At 48.6% G+C, this 21,342-nt stretch carries 17 protein-coding genes; 14 read left to right on the top strand and 3 right to left on the bottom strand.

Annotated elements, in window-relative coordinates:
* Positions 1-2: 2 nt before the first annotated feature.
* The gene (gene sepH / locus LKI20_RS07390) at positions 3-1,229 is read right to left on the bottom strand and encodes a septation protein SepH (protein WP_291772270.1); all 1,227 of its coding nucleotides are present in this window, start codon (positions 1,227-1,229) and stop codon (positions 3-5) included.
* Positions 1,230-1,337: 108 nt separating this feature from the next.
* Between sepH and LKI20_RS07385 the strand changes: the two genes are divergently transcribed.
* The 3 genes from LKI20_RS07385 to LKI20_RS07375 all read left to right on the top strand — a co-directional run bounded on the left by LKI20_RS07385 (position 1,338) and on the right by LKI20_RS07375 (position 4,678).
* Positions 1,338-1,631 carry a DUF4193 domain-containing protein gene (locus LKI20_RS07385; protein ID WP_291772267.1) on the top strand — a complete coding sequence of 98 codons (294 nt, stop codon included), beginning with the start codon at positions 1,338-1,340 and terminating at the stop codon, positions 1,629-1,631.
* Positions 1,631-2,107 (top strand): dUTP diphosphatase, encoded by a 477-nt coding sequence (gene dut / locus LKI20_RS07380; protein ID WP_291772264.1) that lies wholly within the window; start codon positions 1,631-1,633, stop codon positions 2,105-2,107. Before LKI20_RS07385 ends, dut begins: the two co-directional genes overlap by 1 nt.
* Positions 2,108-2,263: 156 nt before the next feature.
* Positions 2,264-4,678, top strand: coding sequence for a RelA/SpoT family protein (locus tag LKI20_RS07375; protein WP_434734913.1), 2,415 nt, complete (start codon positions 2,264-2,266; stop codon positions 4,676-4,678).
* Positions 4,679-4,958: 280 nt separating this feature from the next.
* On the opposite strand, the gene LKI20_RS07370 is transcribed toward LKI20_RS07375, so the two are convergent.
* A complete protein-coding gene (locus LKI20_RS07370) occupies positions 4,959-6,422 on the bottom strand; it encodes a DUF349 domain-containing protein (protein WP_291772262.1) in 1,464 nt (487 codons plus the stop codon).
* Positions 6,423-6,505: 83 nt separating this feature from the next.
* On the opposite strand from LKI20_RS07370, the gene hisS reads away from it, so the two are divergent.
* The 5 genes from hisS to LKI20_RS07345 all read left to right on the top strand — a co-directional run bounded on the left by hisS (position 6,506) and on the right by LKI20_RS07345 (position 13,073).
* Positions 6,506-7,918 carry a histidine--tRNA ligase gene (hisS, locus tag LKI20_RS07365; RefSeq protein ID WP_291772260.1) on the top strand — a complete coding sequence of 471 codons (1,413 nt, stop codon included), beginning with the start codon at positions 6,506-6,508 and terminating at the stop codon, positions 7,916-7,918.
* 59 nt (positions 7,919-7,977) lie between these two features.
* Positions 7,978-9,777 (top strand): aspartate--tRNA ligase, encoded by a 1,800-nt coding sequence (aspS, locus tag LKI20_RS07360; RefSeq protein WP_291772258.1) that lies wholly within the window; start codon positions 7,978-7,980, stop codon positions 9,775-9,777.
* A 268-nt stretch (positions 9,778-10,045) separates the two neighbouring features.
* Positions 10,046-10,885 (top strand): serine hydrolase, encoded by an 840-nt coding sequence (locus LKI20_RS07355; protein ID WP_291772257.1) that lies wholly within the window; start codon positions 10,046-10,048, stop codon positions 10,883-10,885.
* Between the two features lie 6 nt (positions 10,886-10,891).
* Positions 10,892-11,977 carry a P1 family peptidase gene (locus LKI20_RS07350; RefSeq protein WP_291772255.1) on the top strand — a complete coding sequence of 362 codons (1,086 nt, stop codon included), beginning with the start codon at positions 10,892-10,894 and terminating at the stop codon, positions 11,975-11,977.
* 37 nt (positions 11,978-12,014) lie between these two features.
* Positions 12,015-13,073, top strand: coding sequence for a dipeptidase (locus LKI20_RS07345; protein ID WP_291772254.1), 1,059 nt, complete (start codon positions 12,015-12,017; stop codon positions 13,071-13,073).
* A 64-nt stretch (positions 13,074-13,137) separates the two neighbouring features.
* Here LKI20_RS07345 and LKI20_RS07340 read toward each other — a convergent pair whose 3' ends face one another.
* Entirely contained in the window at positions 13,138-13,872 is a 735-nt protein-coding gene (locus tag LKI20_RS07340) for a type 1 glutamine amidotransferase (protein WP_291772251.1), read from the bottom strand.
* Between the two features lie 267 nt (positions 13,873-14,139).
* Here LKI20_RS07340 and LKI20_RS07335 point away from each other — a divergent pair, with 267 nt between their 5' ends.
* The 6 genes from LKI20_RS07335 (at position 14,140) to LKI20_RS07310 (ending at position 21,266) form a co-directional block, all read left to right on the top strand.
* Positions 14,140-15,771 (top strand): ABC transporter substrate-binding protein, encoded by a 1,632-nt coding sequence (locus LKI20_RS07335; protein ID WP_291772248.1) that lies wholly within the window; start codon positions 14,140-14,142, stop codon positions 15,769-15,771.
* Positions 15,772-15,879: 108 nt separating this feature from the next.
* Positions 15,880-16,968 (top strand): ABC transporter permease, encoded by a 1,089-nt coding sequence (locus LKI20_RS07330; RefSeq protein ID WP_291772245.1) that lies wholly within the window; start codon positions 15,880-15,882, stop codon positions 16,966-16,968.
* Positions 16,965-17,921, top strand: coding sequence for an ABC transporter permease (locus LKI20_RS07325; RefSeq protein ID WP_291772241.1), 957 nt, complete (start codon positions 16,965-16,967; stop codon positions 17,919-17,921). The genes LKI20_RS07330 and LKI20_RS07325 overlap by 4 nt, the downstream gene beginning before the upstream one ends.
* Positions 17,918-18,841, top strand: coding sequence for an ABC transporter ATP-binding protein (locus LKI20_RS07320; protein ID WP_291772237.1), 924 nt, complete (start codon positions 17,918-17,920; stop codon positions 18,839-18,841). Before LKI20_RS07325 ends, LKI20_RS07320 begins: the two co-directional genes overlap by 4 nt.
* Positions 18,838-19,677 (top strand): ABC transporter ATP-binding protein, encoded by an 840-nt coding sequence (locus LKI20_RS07315; protein WP_291772235.1) that lies wholly within the window; start codon positions 18,838-18,840, stop codon positions 19,675-19,677. The genes LKI20_RS07320 and LKI20_RS07315 overlap by 4 nt, the downstream gene beginning before the upstream one ends.
* A gap of 116 nt (positions 19,678-19,793) precedes the next feature.
* Complete coding sequence (locus LKI20_RS07310; RefSeq protein ID WP_291772231.1) at positions 19,794-21,266, top strand: serine hydrolase domain-containing protein; 1,473 nt, start codon at positions 19,794-19,796, stop codon at positions 21,264-21,266.
* The last annotated feature ends 76 nt before the right edge of the window (positions 21,267-21,342 follow it).

Below are 21,342 nucleotides of genomic sequence, written 5' to 3'. Positions count from 1 at the left end.
GATTAGTCTCCAAAGAGAATTTCATCCCAACTTGGTACTGCAGAGCGTCCTGACTTGCGGTTTGTGACATTCTGCTCGTTACTCTTGGCACTGCCTTTACTATCACGCCGCGCAGTGTCCCCATCCTCAGAGACTTCTTTGAATTGTTCAGTTGATACTGAGGGCGTTATAGCGGCGACAGATGGTTGACTATCAGAAGCGTCCTGTTGTCGAGATTTGCCATATAGCCAACCAGTGAACTCACCTGAGTTATTAGCCTTCGAGTTGTGCTGTGAAGCTGAGTTGGAAGTATCGGCTGCTGCGACACCTGCATTATGAGCTGATACTTGCTTATTTGACGACGTTTTGCTGCTATCTTTTGCTGAATTGCGTGCATTTCCATTAGGTGTCGGAACAGGTATAGATGGTGTTTGCTCAGACGCAGCATGGGGAGCTAGGGGAGTCGCTATGGCCGGACGATGTTCTTGAACTACCGGTGGAATTTCACTTTCATTTGCCTCATCACCGGATATCTCATCGTCCATCCACTCATATGGGGTAGGTCCTCTGCCATTAAGTGCTTGTCGCATTGAAGTCGGGAGGATGTCGTGACGCGTGTCACTTTCACCGAGTAGACGCTTAGCTGTCGAGTTCAAAGCACTGACGCTGTTGTCATGCATATCCCACGTCCAATCAGCTTTGACCATGCGTCCGGCGGCTTCAAATTTTGCATGAATGTGCCACGGTTCGTGATTTCGGCGTGTCGCATTCCAAGCGATACTGGCAGGACTGATGCGAGCATTACGAAGTGAAGCCTCGATTAGCTCGCCGTTGTTTCTGGCTTTGGATTTTTTAGGCGCAGACACGCTCAGAAATTGCTCTATTGCATATTTTTTTTCTGTTTCAACTGGTGCGGAGAAACGTCTCACTATCGCTTCGTTCACCGAGAATTGTTGCGCCACTCGCGCGGTATCCATGCCAGCACGGATATACGACTGAATCGAAGATATTGGTAGTGCTGAGGAGGCCTGTGGCTGCACTATACCTTGGGCTTCTGCTCTAATCTGTTTGGCTTCCATAAGACCACGTTCGAGAGTGTCGTCAATGCGCACAGCGAAATGGCGATGATCGAACACGAATACCAAATCGCCCTCGTCAGTGACATGGTCGAAATGGGCCACCCTTATGGGTTCTTCAGGCATCTGCTTACCAACTTCCTCCGCATGTTGTTCTTTACTATTGTGCCTCATACACGGTATTTTTCGAGTATTTCGAATCGCGTATCAAACGTGACTGAGAAAGTCGTGTATCCTATGGCGCAGTGATTACCACTATATGGCACCAATGAAAGGAAAACGATGGCTCAGGATTATGATTCCCCGCGAAACAAAGACGAGGATGAGGAATCGCTGCAAGCTCTCGGCAAGGGCACACCGAGCACATCCAGCGACATTGATGATGACGAGAATGCGATTGCCGAAGATTATGAGCTTCCAGGTGCTGATCTCAGCAACGAGGATTCTTCAGTCACCGTGATTCCTATGCAGGGCGACGAGTTCATCTGCTCGGTTTGCTTCTTGGTGAAGCATCGCAGCCAGTTGGCATACATGAGCGAAGATGGTCAGCCTGTATGCAAGGAGTGCGCTGCCTAATGGCATATGACGAGGACTACGACGAAGCAGAAAACGTTGAGGTGCTGGTCAAGTCTCTGAAAGGAGATCAAAGCACTCAGTTATGGTACGTGCATGACGGTGACGCCGGAGCAGATTTGCGCACCACTGAAGATTTCACTTTGAGACCGTTTGAGCGTGTCCTCGTACCAACTGGTGTAGCTATTGCATTGCCATCAGGCTTTGTTGCTTTAGTGCACCCTCGTTCTGGTCTAGCAGTTCGTCAGGGAGTGACTGTGCTGAATGCTCCTGGCACCATTGATGCTGGGTATCGCGGTGAGATTAAGGTTCCGCTAATTAACCTTGATCCACAACAGACAGCCACATTTTCAGCTGGTGACAGGATTGCGCAGCTAGTAATTCAACGCTATGTGAAGGCACGTTTTGTCAGCGCTGAAAAGCTTCCTGGATCAGATCGAGCAGAACATGGCTTCGGCTCAACAGGAGTGTCTTCCTGAGCCCTACGCTTACAAAATATTCAGGTGTGTAGGATAGTTCCACCGCGTATACACGAGGGATCAGTAAGAACTCGACTCCTCAATGTTGGTTATGTGCACTAGTTGTGTTGTCTAGTCAGCATGGTGTAAACGATTGAAGTGTAACGCGTAGGGGGCATGGTTACGCACAAGGGTGTAGATATGGCAGGAGGAGAGATGGTCGGTAGCGACGAGGTCAGGCAACCCGAGGGCAAAATATCCTCGGATACTGTGCAGGGGCTCTCTTCGCGTGCGCTCGGATGCGAAATTAGCACCGACCCCACGAATCCATTAGAGCCTATACGCCAAATGTGCGAGCTTCACCATCCAGATGAAGATATGGCAGTTTTGAGCCGTGCGTATGAACGTGCTGTGGTGCAGCATCGTGAACAACGCAGGAAATCAGGAGAGCCATACATCATCCACCCACTTGCAGTCTCTCAAATTCTTGCAGATTTGGGTATGGGGCCAACTGTGGTTGCTGCAGGACTGCTGCATGACACCGTTGAAGACACCGATTACACGCTTGAAGAGTGTCGGGATGAATTTGGTGAGACCATCGCTGGCTTGGTAGACGGTGTGACCAAGCTTAGCAAAATGGAATACGGGGACTCGGCACAGGCGGAAACCATTCGTAAGATGGTAGTAGCAATGAGTCGCGATGTGCGTGTTCTGGTGGTGAAACTTGCTGATCGTGTCCATAATGCACGTACGTGGCGCTACGTTAAAGCAAGCAGTGCACAGCGTAAAGCGCGTGAAACTCTTGACGTTTATGCTCCTTTGGCAAACCGATTGGGCATGAACGCGATTAAAACTGAACTTGAAGAGTTGAGTTTTAAGGTGCTATACCCGAAGATTTACAACGAAATTGTGGTGCTGGTAGCAAGAAGAGCTGGTCAGCGTGATGTGTATCTCAAGCAAATTCTGGCCGAAATCAATGACGATTTAACCAGCCAAGGTATTGAGGCTTTCGTCAGTGGAAGGCCTAAGGACTATTTCAGCATTTATCAGAAGATGATCGTTCGTGGACATGATTTTGCAAATATCTACGACTTGGTCGGGGTGCGTGTCGTCGTTGATTCCATTCAGGACTGCTATGCCGCACTCGGAGCGGTTCATGCACGTTGGAACCCTGTTCCAGGGCGGTTCAAAGACTATATAGCCATGCCGAAGTTGAACATGTACCAGTCGTTGCACACCACTGTGGTGGGCCCAGGCGGTAAGCCTGTAGAGATTCAGATTCGTACGTGGGATATGCATAGACGTGCCGAATTCGGCATAGCAGCACACTGGAAGTATAAGGAGAACGGCAAAGCTGGGCGCGTTCTTTCTGCACCAGACAATACAGACCGTCAGCGTGAGCAAAATGAGGTTTCCGAACTCTCGGAAGCAGACAATCTCAAGTGGATTCAGCAGCTTGCTGATTGGACGAGCGAGACCCCAGATTCTAGTGAATTCTTAGGTTCTTTAAAAGAAGATCTTGGATCTTCCGAAGTCTATGTGTTTACCCCGAAGGGCAAAATTGTCTCCTTGCCAGCTGCAGCAACGCCAGTTGACTTCGCATACGCTGTGCACACAGAGGTTGGCCATCGCACGATGGGCGCAAGGGTTAATGGGCGCTTAGTTCCCTTAGACACCACCCTTGAGAATGGTGACACTGTCGAAATTTTGACCAGTAAGTCAGATAATGATGGGCCGTCACACGATTGGCTGAGCTTTGTGAAGAGCCCGAAAGCTCGCAACAAAATTCGACAGTGGTTCAGCAAGGAACGTCGTTCTGAAGCCATTGATGAGGGCAAAGACGAGCTGACCAGAGCAATGCGCAAGAAGAATCTGCCTGTTGCTGCACTGCTCACACCAGAAGCATTGGTTGGAATTGCACAGGAGTTGAATTTCCCTAACACCGAAAGTGTTTACGCAGCTGTCGGTGAAGGACAAGTCTCAACACAGAATGTCATTTCACGACTAGTCAAAGATGCTGGCCCTGCGGAAGTTGACGATGAGGTCGAGCAAGAGTCTTTGCCACTGCGGCAGTTGGAGCAAACTTCAGGAACTGGTAGCTCGCAAGGTGTGTCAGTGAAAGGTGTTGGGGATATCTGGGTGAAGCTTGCCAGATGTTGCACACCCGTACCGGGGGATCCAATCGTTGGTTTCATTACTAGAAATCAAGGTGTTTCAGTACATCGTGCAGATTGTCAGAATTTGCTGGATCTTCAAGAACGTCAGCCAGAACGCATTGTTGAAGTTTCTTGGACAAGCACCAAGGGCACGTTCATGGTTAAAATTCAGGTCGAAGCTTTGGACCGTCCGCATCTGCTATCTGATGTTACTAGAGTGTTGGCAGATCACGGAGTGAATATTCTCTCTGGAAGTCAAGCTACGGGACGTGACAGGGTAGCCACAAGTCAATTCGTTTTTGAAATGGCTGATCCGCAGCATTTGAACTCCTTGCTCACCGGAGTACGCCGTATTGATGGTGTTTTCGATGTGTACCGTCTCACTGGTGCCAAAGATTCTGCAGAACCACGCCTCCGCCACATGCAGTCTCACTGAGCTAAAAACAATGCTCATTCGTTTGTGTAGGGATTATTGATACATCGGCGAGTACAGACAATAGGAAATTGTTGAAATAGCAACGTTTCTGCAGCTGATATATATCGCATCTGCGCATAAATCCCTACACAAACGCATACACCTTGCAGCGCAGCACGTATTAGGGGCATTACTCGGGTAAATTACGCAACAAACATGTGCATAGTGGCATGGTAAACGGTACAAATGTGTCGTTTACCATGCCACTATGCACATGTTGCAATCAGTGGTGTTTCAAATATTACTTAATAACTTTGAGCCACTGTTCCTTGGCCGCTTTTTCAGCTTCGAGTGACTTGCGTTTCTTCGGGTCACTTTCTGCCTCGATCTGGGCACTCAAATCAGCAAGTTGGCCAGTCAGCTGTATTTCAAAGCTCGACTTACGAGCGTCAGCTTCTGGATCGGATTGTTTCCAAGCAGCATCTTCTACTGATTTAATCTGCTTATCAACTTTATCCAAACGACTTTCGATGCGATGCACATCTTCGCGGGGAACATAGCCAATCAAATCCCAGTCTTCTTGAATCTTTGCTAGTGACTGGCGTGCCTTCTTTACAGATTCTTCGTCCTTCACAGGCAGCAAAGCCTCAGCTTTGAGCAGCAAGGCTTCTTTCTTGACCAAGTTATCTTTCTCAGTGCTGGACATTTCATCACGATCAGCCTGACGCGCGTTGAAGAAGGTATCCGCAGCTGCACGGAAACGAGTCCAAAGAGCATCATCTTCATTGCGTCCCGCTCTGCCTGCTTGCTTCCAGCGGTCCATCAATGCGTTGAACTCATGAGAGGTGGCGCCCCAGTCAGTGGATCCTTGAAGAGATTCCGCTTCCTTGATGATCTCTTCTTTAAGCTGCTTCGCCTTGGATTGCTCCGCGTCTCTGCTTTGAGCCCACTTCCTTCTGGCTTGGTTAAATTCTGTACGTGCAGAAGAGAACCGCTTCCACATGGCATCAGCCTCGGTTTTATCGATACGTACTGAGGTGCGTTGATGTTCTTGCCACTGGTCGAAGAGTGAGCGGAACTTATCTGCAGTAGAGCGCCAATTGGTGTTATCGCCGAGTGAAGCTGCTAGGTTTTCTGCTTTTTCCACGATTACTGTGCGCTCTGCTACGGCCTTCGACATGGCCTCTTTTCTGGCAGCAGTGAGTGCTTGCTTCTTTTCAGTAGCTTGCTGTTGTAGATTTTCAAGAGCAGATGTGAGGGCAGCAATATCACCAACAACTTGTGGCTCCTTGCTTTCCTCCTTCAAACTTTTAAGAGATTCATCAATTTCATGAGATTTGATTTCGCTGCTCTTCAAGCGTGCTTCGAAGAGGTCAAACTTAGCTTTCAAATCAAGATAACGGTGAGCATACAAATCAAGAGCTTCGGTGCCTTGTGCATTTGGGAATTGACCTACGATGCGCTCAGTACCATTGTCGTTGACAAATACATTGCCCTGGTCATCAACTCTGCCGAACGTTTTTGCGGCATCAACTTCGTCTTGCGAATATGCACTGTGCTGCACGGGGGCTGCAACCTGTGGGGTTTTCTTAGCAAGCGCTGAAGGCGAGGGAATGCGTGGTTTCGGGCTAGATGCACCAGGCTTGGGCGCCGGTGATGAGGTCACCGTTGCAGTCTGGGCGTTAGCGCCCTCGTTATCAGGCGAAACGGTCTGCCCTTGAGCGGATTCGGTGTTCTCGGGTGTTGTGGCAGTCTCGTCGGCCATGGCCAGCTCCTTAGCTTGTGTGATAGAGGGGTTGCGACCACACCATGAGGTATTTTCCGCAACCTCACCTATTATATGGAACCGTGGCTAAAGGTGCATCATTATCAGGATTTCCAGAATGGCTCCCCTCCGAACGAGCGGTCGAGCAACGCGTTATTGATACCGTACGAAAGGTTTTCGAACTCAACGGATTCCTTGGAATCGAGACGCGAGCAGTCGAGCAGGGCTCTAGTCTGCTCAAAAAGGGTGAGACCAGCAAGGAGATTTATTTGCTCAGTCGACTTCAAGAAGTCGGCTCAGAAAGCGACACGCCGGTGGAAGATCGCTTGGGTCTGCATTTCGATTTAACGGTTCCGTTGAGTAGATATGTAGTGGAGAATTCAGGTGCTTTGACCTTCCCCTTTAAGCGGTGGCAGATCCAAAAGGTGTGGAGAGGTGAGCGTCCACAAGAGGGACGTTTCCGTGAATTCGTACAGGCAGACATCGATGTTGTCGGCAACGGCGATTTGCCTGAGCATTATGAAGTGGAATTACCTCTGGTAATGGTTTCCGTAATGGAGGAGCTGCGCGCCTTCGGTATGCCTAAAGCAACGGTGCATGCCAACAATCGAAAACTGTCAGAAGGCTTTTACCGTGGACTCGGTTTGACTGACATTGAAGGTGTGTTGCGTGAAGTTGATAAGCTCGACAAAATCGGTGCCGAAGAAGTGACCAAGTTACTCGTCCAAGAATGTGGTGCCGATCAGTCTCAGGCCGAGGCATGTCTTGCTCTGGCAGATCTCACTGCTGACGATGGTTCCAGTTTGAGATTGGGATTCGAGACATTATGCGAGCGCTACAACATCAATCACGACACTGAAGCTTATACGCTGGCGAGTGAAGGGCTTGCCACCTTGGCGATGATTGTTGACGAAGCTGCCAAAATTCGACCTGGCGCTGTAATAGCAGATTTGAAAATCGCTCGCGGACTCGACTACTACACAGGTTCTGTTTATGAGACCTTCCTTGATGGTGCTCCAGCTCTGGGTTCTGTCTGCTCAGGAGGGCGCTACGACAACTTGGCTACCCAAGGCAAGAAGAGATATCCAGGAGTCGGATTGTCAATTGGCTTGTCGCGTCTGGTGTCGTACATGTTGCACAGTGCTGGTGCCAAGCCTTCTCGTGTGTCGCCAGCAGCTGTGCTTGTGGCGGTTTGGGATGAGGAGTCTCGCTCGGTGAGCAATGGCATTGCTGCGCAATTGCGTAAGAGAGGAATTGCGGCTGATGTGTCACCAAGCGCAGCAAAACTCGGTAAACAGATTCGCTATGCCGATCATCTGGGCATTCCCTATGTGTGGTTCCCTGCTAATAGCGGTGACAGCCCAGAGGACAGCAAAGGTGAGCAAGTGAAGAACATTCTCACAGGTGAACAGCAGAACGCTGATTGTCTGTCTTGGATGCCGGATACCGTGTATGCCCAGCAAAGCGTGCAGATTGAGGACAAGGCGCAAGCCTGACATTGTGCATGAAGGAAGCTATCTAGAACAGCAAACCTTGCTAGTGAATAGAGGAATAGATGAGCCACTCGGCTTATAGAACGCATTACGCCACAGAGCTTAGTGAGGCCGAAATCGGCAACACTGTCACCGTTTCAGGTTGGGTAGACCGTCGACGTGATCACGGTGGCGTTGCCTTCATTGATTTGCGTGATATGACTGGTCTCGTTCAGGTGGTGATTTATGACGAGGAGATTGCTCGCCCTCTGCGCAGCGAGTATGTAGTACAGGTTGAGGGCGAGGTCCGCGCTCGCCCTGAAGGGAACGAAAACACCCACCTGGCGACCGGCAAGGTGGAGATTGTTGCCCAGAAAGTCACTATTCTTTCTAAGTCTGAGGCTTTGCCATTCCAAGTTTCAACGGCTTTGGAGAATGAGTCAGAGAATAAACTTCCTGGCGAAGATGTGCGTCTGCGCTATCGCTATCTGGATTTACGTCGTCCATCAATGCAACGTTCGATTCGATTGCGAGCCAAAATGTCGAAGGCTGCACGAGCAGCTCTTGACGATATGGACTTCTGCGAAATTGAAACTCCAACGTTGATCAAGTCCACGCCAGAAGGAGCCCGAGACTTCCTGGTTCCAGCACGCTTGGTGCCCGGTTCTTGGTATGCCTTGCCACAGTCTCCACAGTTGCTCAAGCAGCTGCTCATGGTGGGCGGTATTGAAAAGTACTATCAGATTGCTCGTTGCTATCGTGATGAAGACTTCCGCGCAGATCGCCAGCCAGAATTCACTCAGCTCGATATTGAGATGAGTTATGCTTCGCAGGACGATGTGATGGCTATGGCAGAGAAGGTCATCGCTTCAGTATGGCAGTCCGCAGGCTACGAAGTGAAGCTGCCATTGCCACGCATTACATGGCATGATGCAATGGACAAGTATGGTTCCGACAAGCCTGATTTACGTTTCGGCAATCAGATTGTGGAGCTGACCGACTATTTTAAGGACACCCCCTTCAGAGTGTTCCAAGCTCCGTATGTTGGCGCCGTGGTCTATAGCGGTGGCGCTTCTTTACCTCGTCGTCAATTTGACGCCTGGCAGGAATGGGCAAAACAGCGCGGTGCTAAAGGCCTAGCATATGTGCAGTTCACCGAAGATGGTGAGCTCAAAGGGCCAGTGGCTAAGAACCTTTCAGATGCTGAGCGTGAAGGCCTTAAAGCTGCAACGCATGCTCAAAACGGAGATGCAGTATTCTTCGCTGCTGGTGCACGTGAATCTTCGCAGCTGCTGCTCGGTGCGGTACGCGTAGAGATTGCCAGCAGACAAGGTTTGCTGAAATCTGATGAGTTCGCACTGACTTGGGTAGTTGACTTCCCACTATTCAAGCCCACCGATGACCCTGATGACGATGATGTGGCTGTCGGACATTCCAAGTGGACTTCAATGCATCACCCCTTCACCATGCCAAGTGCCGACTGGGTTGATCGTTTTGATCAAGATCCTGAGCACGCTATGAGCGACTCGTATGACATCGTGTGTAATGGTGAAGAAATGGGCGGTGGTTCTGTCCGTATTCACCGCGACGATATTCAAGATCGTGTGCTTAAAGTACTTGGTATTGCACCTGAAGAAGCCAAGGAAAAGTTCGGCTTCCTGCTCGAGGCATTCAAGTATGGTGCTCCTCCTCACGCAGGTATTGCTTTCGGTTGGGATAGAACTGCTCAGATACTTGCAGGTGTAGATTCCATCAGAGATGTTATTGCCTTCCCGAAGTCGGGTGGTGGTCAAGATGCTTTGACTGGTGCTCCAGCACCGATTTCGGAAGATCAACGTAAAGAAACGGGCGTTGATTACGATCCGGAGGAAGACGCCGAGTAATCACTGGGAGTTCTAGCAGTTGCACGATGTTGAGTGCGATTGCAGTTTGGTGTGTTGAGGGTGCTGATATGCAGATGCATATCAGCACCCTCATGTTGTTATGGTGGTCTTTGTGCTGTATGGCGACTCAAGATGCTACTCATATTGGTGTATGGCGGTACGCGAAAATGGAATTCATGCTAAGAGAAGGTCATTCGCAGATAAATTTTCGATAAAGAACGATACTAAACGTAAGTTGTTCGTAATATGAATGGCTCACAATGGGGCAATGCCTCAGCTTGATATGCGGATTCAATGGTCAGTTGCTATCTACGATGTGACTCATTGCGTGCCACTGTTTAACCATCACCCGAATCGTTGTCTAAAAACCGCGAGCATCGGCAAGCTATTTCTTCTTGCTGAAATTATGCGCCAAGTCGAAGCGCATACAGTGTCGCTTGATCAACAAATCAGTCGTGATGATGAGCAGACAGATGACCCAATGAGTGATTCTGGAATCCTGTATATGTTGAATCAACGCTCTCTCAGTATTGCAGACTTGTGTGTGTTGGTAGGCGCTTTTAGCGACAATTACGCCACAAATTTGTTGATTGAGCGAGTGTCCCTCGCTTCGATAACGCAGATGACCCGCGATGTGTTGGGATTCAACACATCGCGATTGCTTGACAAAGTTCGAGATAAGCGCCTTTCTCCACCGATGCCTGTGGATATGTCTCAGGGCTGCGCTGCAGAGCTGTGCAGTTACGTTTGTCAATTGGCACAAGGTACTCTGATTTCTCAATCTGCCTCCTCACAAATTGAACGCTGGCTATCGGCCGACGCCGATACTTCTATGGTGGCCTCAGCGTTTCGCGTTGATCCACTAGCTCACTGGCCTTCAGATGCTGGAGTGCATCTGAGTCATAAAACGGGTACTGAACATGACGTTCGCTGTGACGTTGGAATGATTACTAACGTTGCAGATGGACATCAAGTGGCGTATGCAGTGCTTGCTAATTGGGACACTCAACGCTATGGCGACCTGCGTGATGTTGCATTGCATGATATGGCATCGATAGGCGCAGATATTCGATCAACCCTTCATACTCAGCAAGTTCAAGCGTGGTGATTGCATATGGGGCTCAACCAGAGAATTAATGAAGATTTATGCGGGCTGCCAGTGGGCGAGCGCAACAGCATCACAGATGTGCCAGGCATCCGCATCGGACATAAAACCTTACGAGGTCATGGTCGTATGACTGGCGTAACCGCAATGGTTCCAGGTTCGCAAATATTTGCGGAAAAATTCCCTGCGGCAGCTTATGTGTCAAACGGGTTCGGGAAAAGCATGGGATTGATTCAAATACAAGAAATGGGGTATTTGGAGACTCCGATTGTGCTGAGTAATACCTTCGCAGAAGGAGCGTGCTACGAAGCTCTGGTGCGTTACTCGCTTGAACGCAATCCCACCATTGGCGTAGAGACAGGAACTGTGAATCCTGTGGTTCTTGAATGCAACGATGGAGAGATGAATACCATTCGTGATCTTGCTGTGAGTCAAGAAGATGTGTTTTCTGCTATCGCAGATGCCACACCAGAGTGCGTCGAAGGTGATGTTGGTGCAGGGACCGGTATGGTCTGTTTCGGTATGAAAGGCGGTATTGGGACTTCCTCAAGAGTGCTGAATATCGATGGACGTGCTGGAACTATTGGAGTGTTGGTATTGAGCAATTTCGGCGATCAGCAGTGTTTTCGGTTAGCGGGGCAAGTGGTGCACGATGATTTGTCTGGAGCCAATCAACACGAGATGAGACATGGAATTCCAAGCGACATTGATATTCCAGGCGTCGATAAAGGCAGCATTGTCGCAGTGTTAGCTACAGATCTACCTATGGATGCAAGACAGTTGCACAGACTTGCCAAGCGAGTCACGGTAGGAATTGCACGTACTGGCGGGTATGTCGGCAACGGTAGTGGTGAAATCGTAGTTGCATTTTCAACATCGAATCGAATACACCATCGTATGGATGCTGCTGTCGAGACGATTGAACGGCTTCATGAGGATGCTATGGATGTGTGCTTTCGAGCCATAGCAGCTGCCAGCGAAGAAGCCATTATTAGTTCATTGATGCATGCTCACACTCGAATTGGCCGAAGCGGCATCATACATAGTTTGCGAGATGTGCTCAATACATCAGCAAATTTGCCGGCGGGCAAATGAAACGAATTTTTTAATAAACCAATGAAGCGAGGACTACATGAATTATCGCGGTATCCCAGTTATTGACGGCCATAATGATCTGCCGTGGGAGGCAAGGGCACATCGACACTATAGTGTTGAAGGCATCGATCAGGAGCTCCCACAGACCTTGCAGACAGATATACCCAAACTGCGCAGAGGAAACTATATGGCACAGTTTTGGTCGGCTTACGTGCACAGTGACTATCAAGGAGGGGATGCGGTAATAGCGACGCTTGAGCAAATTGATTTCATCAGACGTATGTGTGAGCGCTATCCTCGGGACTTCATGTTTGCCAGAACGGCTGATGATATTCGTTCAGCACATCATCAAAGCAGAATTGCATCTCTGATTGGTATTGAGGGAGGACATCAGATTGCAAATAACCTTGCTGTGCTCAGACAATATGCTGCGCTGGGCGTGAGATATATGACGCTTACCTGGAATAAGACCACAGAATTTGCCGATGCTGCAGTAGGGGAGCGTCTGTGGGAGGGTCTCAATGATCGAGGCAGAGCAGTAGTCAAAGAAATGAATCGAATAGGTATGCTAGTTGACCTTGCTCATGTGTCGGCAGAAACCATGAGGGATGCGCTTGAAACGTCTTGCGTACCGGTGATGTTTTCACACTCTTCTTGCTTTGCAGTCAATCCTCATCCACGCAATGTGCCTGAGGATGTGCAGCATATGTTGGTCAACAACGGGGGAGTACAGATGATTACCTTCGTTCCAATTTTTGTGTCGCAGGAGCTGTGGCAGTGGCATAACGATGGAGAACACGGTACAAAACCAACGGTGACAGTAGAAATGATAGCCGACCACGTTGAGTGTGCGAGAGAGGCTATGGGCGTTGATTACGTTGGTGTTGGCGGCGATTTTGACGGTGATGACCTGATGCCAGAGGGCATGTCAAATGTCGGTTGCTATCAGCAGTTGTTTGATATTTTGCGCCAGCGAGGATGGTCTGAAGAGGATCTGAACAAGCTGGGTTGGAAAAATGCTTTACGTGTACTTGAGGCAAGCGATAGCGCTTACCGTTCCTTTATGTCGCTATCTGAAGATGCGGTCGCCGTTTGAGTTCTTAAGACGGTGTGCTTGCTGCGGTGCTGACCACCCGCGGCAAGCACACCATACGCTGATGCTAATCAGCATATCGGCAGTATGAGGCGAAGCTCGAAATTAGTGTTTGTGCGACTTGCGTGTTGACATCCTTGTGCTTGACTGCACCTTCCACCAACTCTTGCCAGTTATACCCGTCTCTGGCTATCGCATCTTGCTCCTGTGCATCCCAAGATATGATATTGTCTGCACTGACTTCAGGGTGGAATTGCACCCCCCATGCGCATGAGCCAATTTTGAAAGCTTGATTTGGGCATCGAGAAGAATAAGCCAAATGTATAGCGGTGTCTGGCAGTTTCGTTATCGCATCAACGTGGTTTTCTGTCATGGGATATGAGGCTGGTAAATGCTTGAACACGTCATCTGACTGTGCTGCGTCAGGAATGTTGGTAATGCGACACATGCCGTGTTCGGGGGGTAACACACGTCTCTCAACTGTTCCACCGGCAACAACAGCAAGTAATTGGGCACCTAAACAGATGCCAAGTGTTGGAATGCTGTGTTGTACGGCAGCAGCAACAATGTCGCGTTCCAGCGGAAGCCACGGAAAGTCGATATCTTGGTTAGGGAGAGGGGCGCCTCCTAGAATAATAATTCCAGCGCGTTGATTAATATCTTCGTGTTGTAAATCAGTAGCGAATACAATGTCTGTCGACAGTTGATGGGCTGCCAGCCATGGGATCAAGCGACGTGGACCAGAATTCTTTGAATTCTGTATTACCAAAATGGTGCCTTCTGCTGGCGAATCCTGAGTCATGATGGTGTCTTTCCTTGAGCAGTGTGAACATGCAAACGAGTGATGAATCGTAGATTGCATGCATATTGATGTTCTCAAAAATATGGCGACATACGAGTTTTTTCGAAATATCTAACGAATTCAAGATTATCTTCCTCTAGTTTCCATCTGGTTGCGCAAATTTTCAGACTTTCGATAACGTCACCGTAACAAAGCGACATACGTAGGAAACAAAGAAACGGCATCGTTTGAGCATCACAGCTAATGACTGAGAGGAAGACACCCCCAATGAACAGAAATCCCAGCAATAGGCGATCAGGCCTAATCAAATGCCTAACAGCAGGCCTGGCAACATTGGCTTTATTGGCCACTGCTGCATGTGGAGGTGCGGAAGGTTCACAAAACGCAGCTTCTTCACAATCTGACAGCGGCTCTTTAGTTGTTGACAGCTCATTCGATCTCATTACCATGGATCCAGCGAGAAGTTTTGAGACGTCAACAGTTATGATGCTTCGAGCAACATACCAAAGTGCGTTGAAGTTTGTCGACAATGATATGAACTCCCCTCAGCCGGAAGTCTGCAAATATAAGATGTCAGCAGACAATAAAGTCGTAACGCTGACACTGAATGGCGATCATTACTTTGCAGATGGCAAGAAGGTGACCGTTGATGACATCGTGTATTCATACCAGCGAGTACAAAGCATCAAAGGTAACCCTTCCTTCTATCTTGACGGTGTAACTGTTGCGAAAGTCAATGACACCACGCTTACTTTGACCAGTGAAACTGCGAACCCGTCAATCCCGTATATCCTTCCTAGTGTCAACCTTGGCATAGTCGAGAAATCAGTAGTAGAAGCGAATGGCGGCAAGCTCAGTGAGAATGATGGGGCAGAGTCCTATCTCAATAAAAATTCTGTAGGTTCAGGTCCTTATCAATTTGATTCGGTGTCTATGGACTCCAAAGTAGTGCTGAAACGAAATCCTAAGTACGTCGGTCAAAAACCAAAATACGACAAAATCATCATTAACAATGTTGATTCCTCAACTCAGTTGACGAATATCAAGGCCGGCACCACGGATGTGGCTATGGATATCAATAATGATGAGGCTCAGCAGCTGACGTCGTCAGAGGCACATGTTTCATCTGGTCCTTCCGGATCAACCACTTTCCTGTGGTTTAATGCGGATTCTCAATATGGCGGCAAAGCTTCAAACACTAAGTTTGTGAGTGCCGTACGTCACGCTCTTAGCTACGACAAATACATCAAGGTATATGGAAAAGGCTCCGTCCAGGCATTCGGCATCGTACCAAACTCTTTCCTTGGAGCACTCAGCTCTTCCTCTGAAAACAAGAAGAATCTAAAAACAGCTAAGACTGAACTTGCTGCTTCGGGTTACGACGGTGAAGAGATCCAATTCTTGTACTCCTCTGATGATGATGAGGCTACACAAGTTGCTCAGCTATTCCAGTCAGATATGAAAGAGCTAGGGGTGAATATTAAGCTAGTTGGTCAGCCCACAACAACAAGGCTGGATACCTTCAGATCTGGTAAATTCCAAGCTGGTTTGAGCACCTGGGGTGCTGACTATCCGGATCCTTCTGATTATTTGGTGTTCACACCAGATCAGAATATTTCTAAGAGAACAGGTTGGTACACCACTTCAGGGGCCGCTGCTTCGAATGGCTGGAAGGCATCAGAATCAGCAGATGACATCATGCCTCTGGTTGAAGCTGCTCAGAGTGCCAGCGGGAACGACGCTCGTGCAAAGGCATGGCAGAAACTTCAGGAATCGTTAAATAAGCAAAGTCCCTTCGTGCCCTTGGTCACTCAGGGAACCAGTATTGTCACTTCGACGAAGCTATCGGATGTGCAATACGATCTGCTGAACAATATCGATTTCACGGTTATTCACTAAAGTCCGTTTTCTCGGCTCGGTCACTGTTTACTTTGTGAGACCGAGCCGAGAGGCGTGTCTGAGATAAATATTGAACAAACCGGACATAATTCGGTGAGGAGTGTGCTTATGTCAACTGCTACAGCTGTAGTTCATCCTGAGAGACAAGGTCTATCTCTGTCAAAGATTTGGGGTTCCCACCCGCTGTTGCGTTATATATTGAAGCGTTTGCTCATTAGCATTTTTCTTGTTTTTGGTGTGACGCTGATTACTTTTATCCTCACCAACTTGGTTCCTGCAGACCCTGTAAATTCCATTCTGGGTGAGCAAGAAGCTAATGACCCAGATGCTGTGGCTCGTGCACGAGCTCGCCTTGGACTGGATAAACCCTTGCTGGTTCAGTACGGTATTTATCTACTGAGACTCGTTCATCTGGATTTTGGCACATCCTTTCTCACCAAACAGCCGGTTTTGGACGATTTAAAAACAGTGTTCCCCGCCACACTTGAACTCGGTGGCTTTGTCTTCATTATCACAATCATCCTGGGCGTGCTTCTTGGTTTGTATGCAGCTCTTCGCCATCGTCGTTTTGCTGACCAACTCATCCGTGTAATCTCCCTTGGTGGTGTCTCGATACCGACCTTCTGGCTGGCTGCGCTGTGCTACTACACGTTATTTTATAAATTGGGACTTTTCCCAGGGTCGGGCAGACTGGATTCGCGGATGACAGCACCCCCTACTGTTACAGGGCTCTATACCATTGATTCTCTGATCGCAGGAGATTGGTCGACATTCGCAAATGCGCTGTGGCATTTGTGTTTACCAGGTTTTGTTCTAGCTACGGCCTTTTTAAGCAGTTTGATGAGATTTGTGCGTTCTTCAGTGTTGGAAGTGATGAACCAAGATTATGTGACCTCTGCTAAGGCCAGAGGCTTATCATCGCGGAAAGTAGTGTTTGGCTACATTCTGCGAGGCGCTTCGGTACCAATTCTCAATCGGACAGGCTTGCTTTTTGCTAGTTTGATTACTGGTTCTGTGATGACAGAATCTATTTTTGCATGGAATGGTTTAGGCCAATATGCATATAAAGCAACGATGGCTCTCGACTTACAAGGAATTATGGGTGTGGGCATTGTGATTGGCGTTGTATATATCGGCGTGAACTTCGCTGTTGATATCATCACCGGTTTCGTGGATAAGAGAGTGAGAATCAAATGACTTCCCCTGAAATTACTTCAATACCTTCTGAGTCTGGAAGTCGGCCTGTTGCTGCGCTTGTTCCTCAGGGATTGCCTGATTTGCCTCCAAAAGTTGCTAAAAAACTTAACAAACGACGTCTACACATTTCGGGTGTATGGAAAAAACCTTTGGTCATTATTGGACTGACACTCATTATATTGTGGGTGCTAATCATGATTGCTGCGCCACTGATTTCTCCATACGATCCCTTAGACCAAAGCGGAGTACGACTTCAAGCACCGAGTGCAGAGCATCTATTTGGCACTGATACCTTAGGGCGAGATGTATTTTCACGAGTGTTATCTGCCTCGCGTATTTCTATTCCTTCTTCTATTCTCTTGGTGCTGTTCTCGGTGGTGATTGGCAGCGCTATTGGCGCATTCGCCGGATATTTCGGGGGCATTATTGATGAAATATTCATGCGAGTCACCGACTTGGTGTTCGCATTTCCCTCGACGATTCTAGCCATGGTGATTTCAGCTGCTCTTGGGCCGAGTATCCGTAATGCCATTCTTGCTGTTGTGTTGGTGAGTTGGCCGACTTATGCACGACTTGTGCGCTCCTTGGTTATCGGCTATCGAAATTCAGAATTCGTGATTGCAGGCAGATTGTTAGGTACTGGACCTATCACATCCTTATTTAAAGATGTCTTTCCTAACATCATGCCGCATATTTTTGTTATGGCTTTTGTTGATCTAGGTGATTGCCTACTGACGCTCTCAGGCCTATCGTTCCTGGGGTTAGGCGCTACGCCACCCACTGCAGAATGGGGTGCCATGGTGTCAGAGGGCGTAATGAGAATGTCCTCATGGTGGCTAGCCTTCTTCCCAGGATTGGCTATTTTTACAGTCGTGATTGCTGAGAATTTCGTTGGTGATGCAGTCCGTGATTGGTTTGACAGAAGTTACGCAGGTACTGAGGGGGCACAATGAGTACAAATACGAAGGTTGGAGAGCCTCATCAAACGTCATTATTTGCCGATCAAGGAAAACCCGTCGGTATCTCCATACGAGATCTTAGCCTCGAGCTGCATGGCACGACTTTGTTGAATCATGTGTCTATCGATATAGAACCAGGACGCATCAACGGTTTAGCTGGTGAATCAGGTTCAGGAAAAACACTTACGGGAATGTCGATTATGGGTTTGCCTCCCGAGGATGCCAAACTCAGTGGATCGATCGTGTACGGAGACGGCGTGGATTTGCTATCGCTAAAAGAAAAGCAGCTCAATACCTATCGAGGTCGTCGTATCTCTATGGTGTTTCAAGATCCGACATCAAGTCTCCATCCGATGCTATCCATCGAGCGCCAGTTGACAGATGGAATTCGGCATCATCTTCATCTCAATGCACACGAATCGAAGGAACGAGCGCTTGAACTGCTTAAGCTAGTGAAAATTCCGGATCCTCAAGCTGCATTAGAACGGTACCCACATGAATTCTCAGGAGGACAGCTTCAACGCATCGCTATTGCTTTAGCGTTGTCATGCGATTCGCGAGTATTAATTGCCGACGAACCCACCACGGCACTTGATGTGACTGTGCAAGCTGGCATACTCCATCTGCTCAAGGATCTTAATCAACGTTTCGGTTTGACAATTGTGCTAATTACCCATGATCTAGGAGTGATGTCTGCTTTGGCAGACACGATTGCTGTTATGCGCCATGGAGAGATAGTCGAAGTTGCCAGCAGATATGACATTATTCGACATCCACAACATCCATATACCGTGAGTTTGATTGAGTCTCTTCCTACCAGAGTTGAATCCACACTTGAGGATACAGCTGAGACTGGCGGCATCGAGGCAATATCAACAAATCCCGCAGCCCTTGATGAAGGAGGCGAGAGATGAGTAATACAGTGAGAGTACAACAACAAGAGTTCGCTGATTTAGCACACATCGAACATGGTTTAGAACTCAGCGACATTCATGTGGACTACAAAAGTGGGGGAAAAATTGTCCACGCAGTTCGGGGTGTCGATCTCAGCGTTAAGCCTGGTGAAGTTGTCGGTCTTGTTGGAGAATCAGGTTGCGGAAAATCAACTTTAGCTCGCGTGATTTGCGGCCTTGTGGAGAGCACTCAAGGGAAGGCAACCTACCAAGATGTGCCAATAACGCCTCTCAAATTCCGGCGCAGGGAGCCATCTCTTCGCCGTATCCAAATGGTGTTTCAGAATCCTTACGCTTCACTCAACCCGCGGCGTAGCGTTCGCTCGCAGATCGAAGATGCGCGTCGCGTCAGTCCAATCGAAGCACCGTCGGTTGAGGAGCTGCTAGCTCAGGTGGAATTGGAAGTCAGTGATGCTGACAAACTTCCACATCAATTTTCGGGTGGGCAACGTCAAAGAATTGCTATAGCCAGAGTCATGGCATCATCGCCTACACTGCTTATTGGCGACGAGCCAATAGCTTCTTTGGACGCATCGTTACAAGCAAAAACGGCGTTACTGATGCGCGATATAGCTGCGAAACAAGGGACGTCACTACTCTTCATCAGTCATGATCTTTCTGTGGTACGTCTAATCGCCTCACGAGTGGTCGTGATGAACGGAGGAAAGATTGTAGAAAGTGGTCCCACAGAGGACGTGTGGGAGCATCCTCAGGAAGAGTACACACAGAATCTGCTCAATGCCATTCCAGTACCCGATGGGTTGGGGCATTTACCGGCTTACTCAGGGATGCTGTGACAGTAGCGGCCATAGCAGTCTCGTAAATACTGCTGCGCTCGCGGCACTAAGAATCATGATTGGGCAGTATATTTCCAATAGATCGGAACGTTATGCACAGTATGCAAGAAGCTTCGATGCAAGGCGGGACGTCAGGCACAGAGATATCACAGCATGAGCTGTACGCTCTTTTGCAAGATCAAATGCAGCGGTATGGGGTTCCTGGAGCGCAGATAGGAATACTGGATAGTTCTGATGCAGACCATCCCAAGATGCTGAGCGCGTATGCGGGCGTCATTAGTACTGCAACGCAGTATCCGGTGCTTGCCGATACAGTGTTTCAAATCGGTTCTTTGTCAAAGATTTGGACGACTATGTTGGCTTTTCAATTGATTGATGAGCACAAACTTGATCTTGACACCAGTATTGAAGAGGTGTTGGGTTCGTATGAGTTACGCGGCTCAATCGATTTTTCGAAACACTGCACCATACGTCATCTGATGAACCACACCAGTGGTATTGAGGGAGATGTATTCCCAAGGCACCTCGGACGAGGTGATGATTGTGTGGAACGCTATGTTCGATATATCAGTGATTTTCCTGCTAGAACGTCAGTTGGCGGACCTTTGAGTTATTCCAATGGGGCGTTTGTGGTGCTTGGAAGAATTGTTGAAGTACTTCGTTCAATGACCTGGGATGAAGCCATCAAGCAATACATAGCTCATCCTGCAGGATTCGACAGTGTGTGTACCTTGCCAGAAGATGTGTTATTACGCTCATCGGCACTCGGGCACGTTCGAGCTGTAGCAAATGATGTAGCGATAAACCCGCCTCCTGTGCAAAGCGTTGATGTTTGGCAATTACCTCGATGCGTGGGACCTTGTGGATCCGTCAGCGCGTGTATCAAGGATGTTCTCGGTTTCGCGTCGATATTTCTTAATGGAGGTGTCGCTCCTAATGGAGTGCGATTGCTATCTGAATCTGCAACTCATGCTATGACCTCGCTAAGCGTGAGTCTCGCGAGCCAGGGAATAGAAAATATTGGATGGGCCTTGGGATGGCAACTTCCCAATTGGGGGAAAACTCAGGCTTTCGGGCATTCAGGGGCAACCGAAGGACAGCGCGCATACCTCGTGGTGTTTCCCGAGCGACAGACTGCTTTATGTGTGTTGACGAATGCAGATTCAGGTTCGCAAATGTCAACGACGCTAAGTGCCGAGGTGACTCGACGATGGGGAATTGAGCCACGCCCTGAAGTGCTATACAGCAATGAGCCCATTGACGATGCAACTATTCACGACCTGCTCGGCACCTATAGGCGTTATGGAGTTACCTTCTATATGATCGCTGGAGGCGAGACAGGCATTCAGGTTGTTTTTGAGCCTGAGGATGATGATGGTCCCTATGGCACTCGTCTAACTGTGTCTTTGTTTCGCAGTTCTTCGGGACACTTCCTCGTACAGCGACCGGATCGCGTGAACCCCACAGAAATAGCGGTTATTACTACAGTGGATGGTACACAATATGCAGCAATCGATCATCGTTTAACGCCCAAAGTGAGTAGTGACACAGCAATTCCCGATGCTGTTCCAGTACTGGCGCGTGATTGACGTTCTGCGTGATGAATAATCAATGCGATCGATAATTCTTGCGATGAATATGTTGTGCAACGAATATGTACAACAA

Origin of the sequence: Bifidobacterium sp. (assembly GCF_022647885.1) — a bacterium.
Taxonomy (GTDB): Bacteria; Actinomycetota; Actinomycetes; order Actinomycetales; family Bifidobacteriaceae; genus Bombiscardovia.
The sequence above is the reverse complement of the archived record's forward strand: the minus strand, read 5'-3'. Positions and strand labels throughout refer to the sequence as shown.

What these genes read in the sequence shown, in the direction of transcription:
- sepH (WP_291772270.1), bottom strand. Translation starts at nt 1,229, where the DNA reads ATGAGGCACAATAGTAAAGAACAACATGCGGAGGAAGTTGGTAAGCAG.
- LKI20_RS07385 (WP_291772267.1), top strand. Translation starts at nt 1,338, where the DNA reads ATGGCTCAGGATTATGATTCCCCGCGAAACAAAGACGAGGATGAGGAA.
- dut (WP_291772264.1), top strand. Translation starts at nt 1,631, where the DNA reads ATGGCATATGACGAGGACTACGACGAAGCAGAAAACGTTGAGGTGCTG.
- LKI20_RS07375 (WP_434734913.1), top strand. Translation starts at nt 2,264, where the DNA reads ATGGTTACGCACAAGGGTGTAGATATGGCAGGAGGAGAGATGGTCGGT.
- LKI20_RS07370 (WP_291772262.1), bottom strand. Translation starts at nt 6,422, where the DNA reads ATGGCCGACGAGACTGCCACAACACCCGAGAACACCGAATCCGCTCAA.
- aspS (WP_291772258.1), top strand. Translation starts at nt 7,978, where the DNA reads ATGAGCCACTCGGCTTATAGAACGCATTACGCCACAGAGCTTAGTGAG.
- LKI20_RS07355 (WP_291772257.1), top strand. Translation starts at nt 10,046, where the DNA reads ATGCCTCAGCTTGATATGCGGATTCAATGGTCAGTTGCTATCTACGAT.
- LKI20_RS07350 (WP_291772255.1), top strand. Translation starts at nt 10,892, where the DNA reads ATGGGGCTCAACCAGAGAATTAATGAAGATTTATGCGGGCTGCCAGTG.
- LKI20_RS07345 (WP_291772254.1), top strand. Translation starts at nt 12,015, where the DNA reads ATGAATTATCGCGGTATCCCAGTTATTGACGGCCATAATGATCTGCCG.
- LKI20_RS07340 (WP_291772251.1), bottom strand. Translation starts at nt 13,872, where the DNA reads ATGACTCAGGATTCGCCAGCAGAAGGCACCATTTTGGTAATACAGAAT.
- LKI20_RS07335 (WP_291772248.1), top strand. Translation starts at nt 14,140, where the DNA reads ATGAACAGAAATCCCAGCAATAGGCGATCAGGCCTAATCAAATGCCTA.
- LKI20_RS07330 (WP_291772245.1), top strand. Translation starts at nt 15,880, where the DNA reads ATGTCAACTGCTACAGCTGTAGTTCATCCTGAGAGACAAGGTCTATCT.
- LKI20_RS07325 (WP_291772241.1), top strand. Translation starts at nt 16,965, where the DNA reads ATGACTTCCCCTGAAATTACTTCAATACCTTCTGAGTCTGGAAGTCGG.
- LKI20_RS07320 (WP_291772237.1), top strand. Translation starts at nt 17,918, where the DNA reads ATGAGTACAAATACGAAGGTTGGAGAGCCTCATCAAACGTCATTATTT.
- LKI20_RS07315 (WP_291772235.1), top strand. Translation starts at nt 18,838, where the DNA reads ATGAGTAATACAGTGAGAGTACAACAACAAGAGTTCGCTGATTTAGCA.
- LKI20_RS07310 (WP_291772231.1), top strand. Translation starts at nt 19,794, where the DNA reads ATGCAAGGCGGGACGTCAGGCACAGAGATATCACAGCATGAGCTGTAC.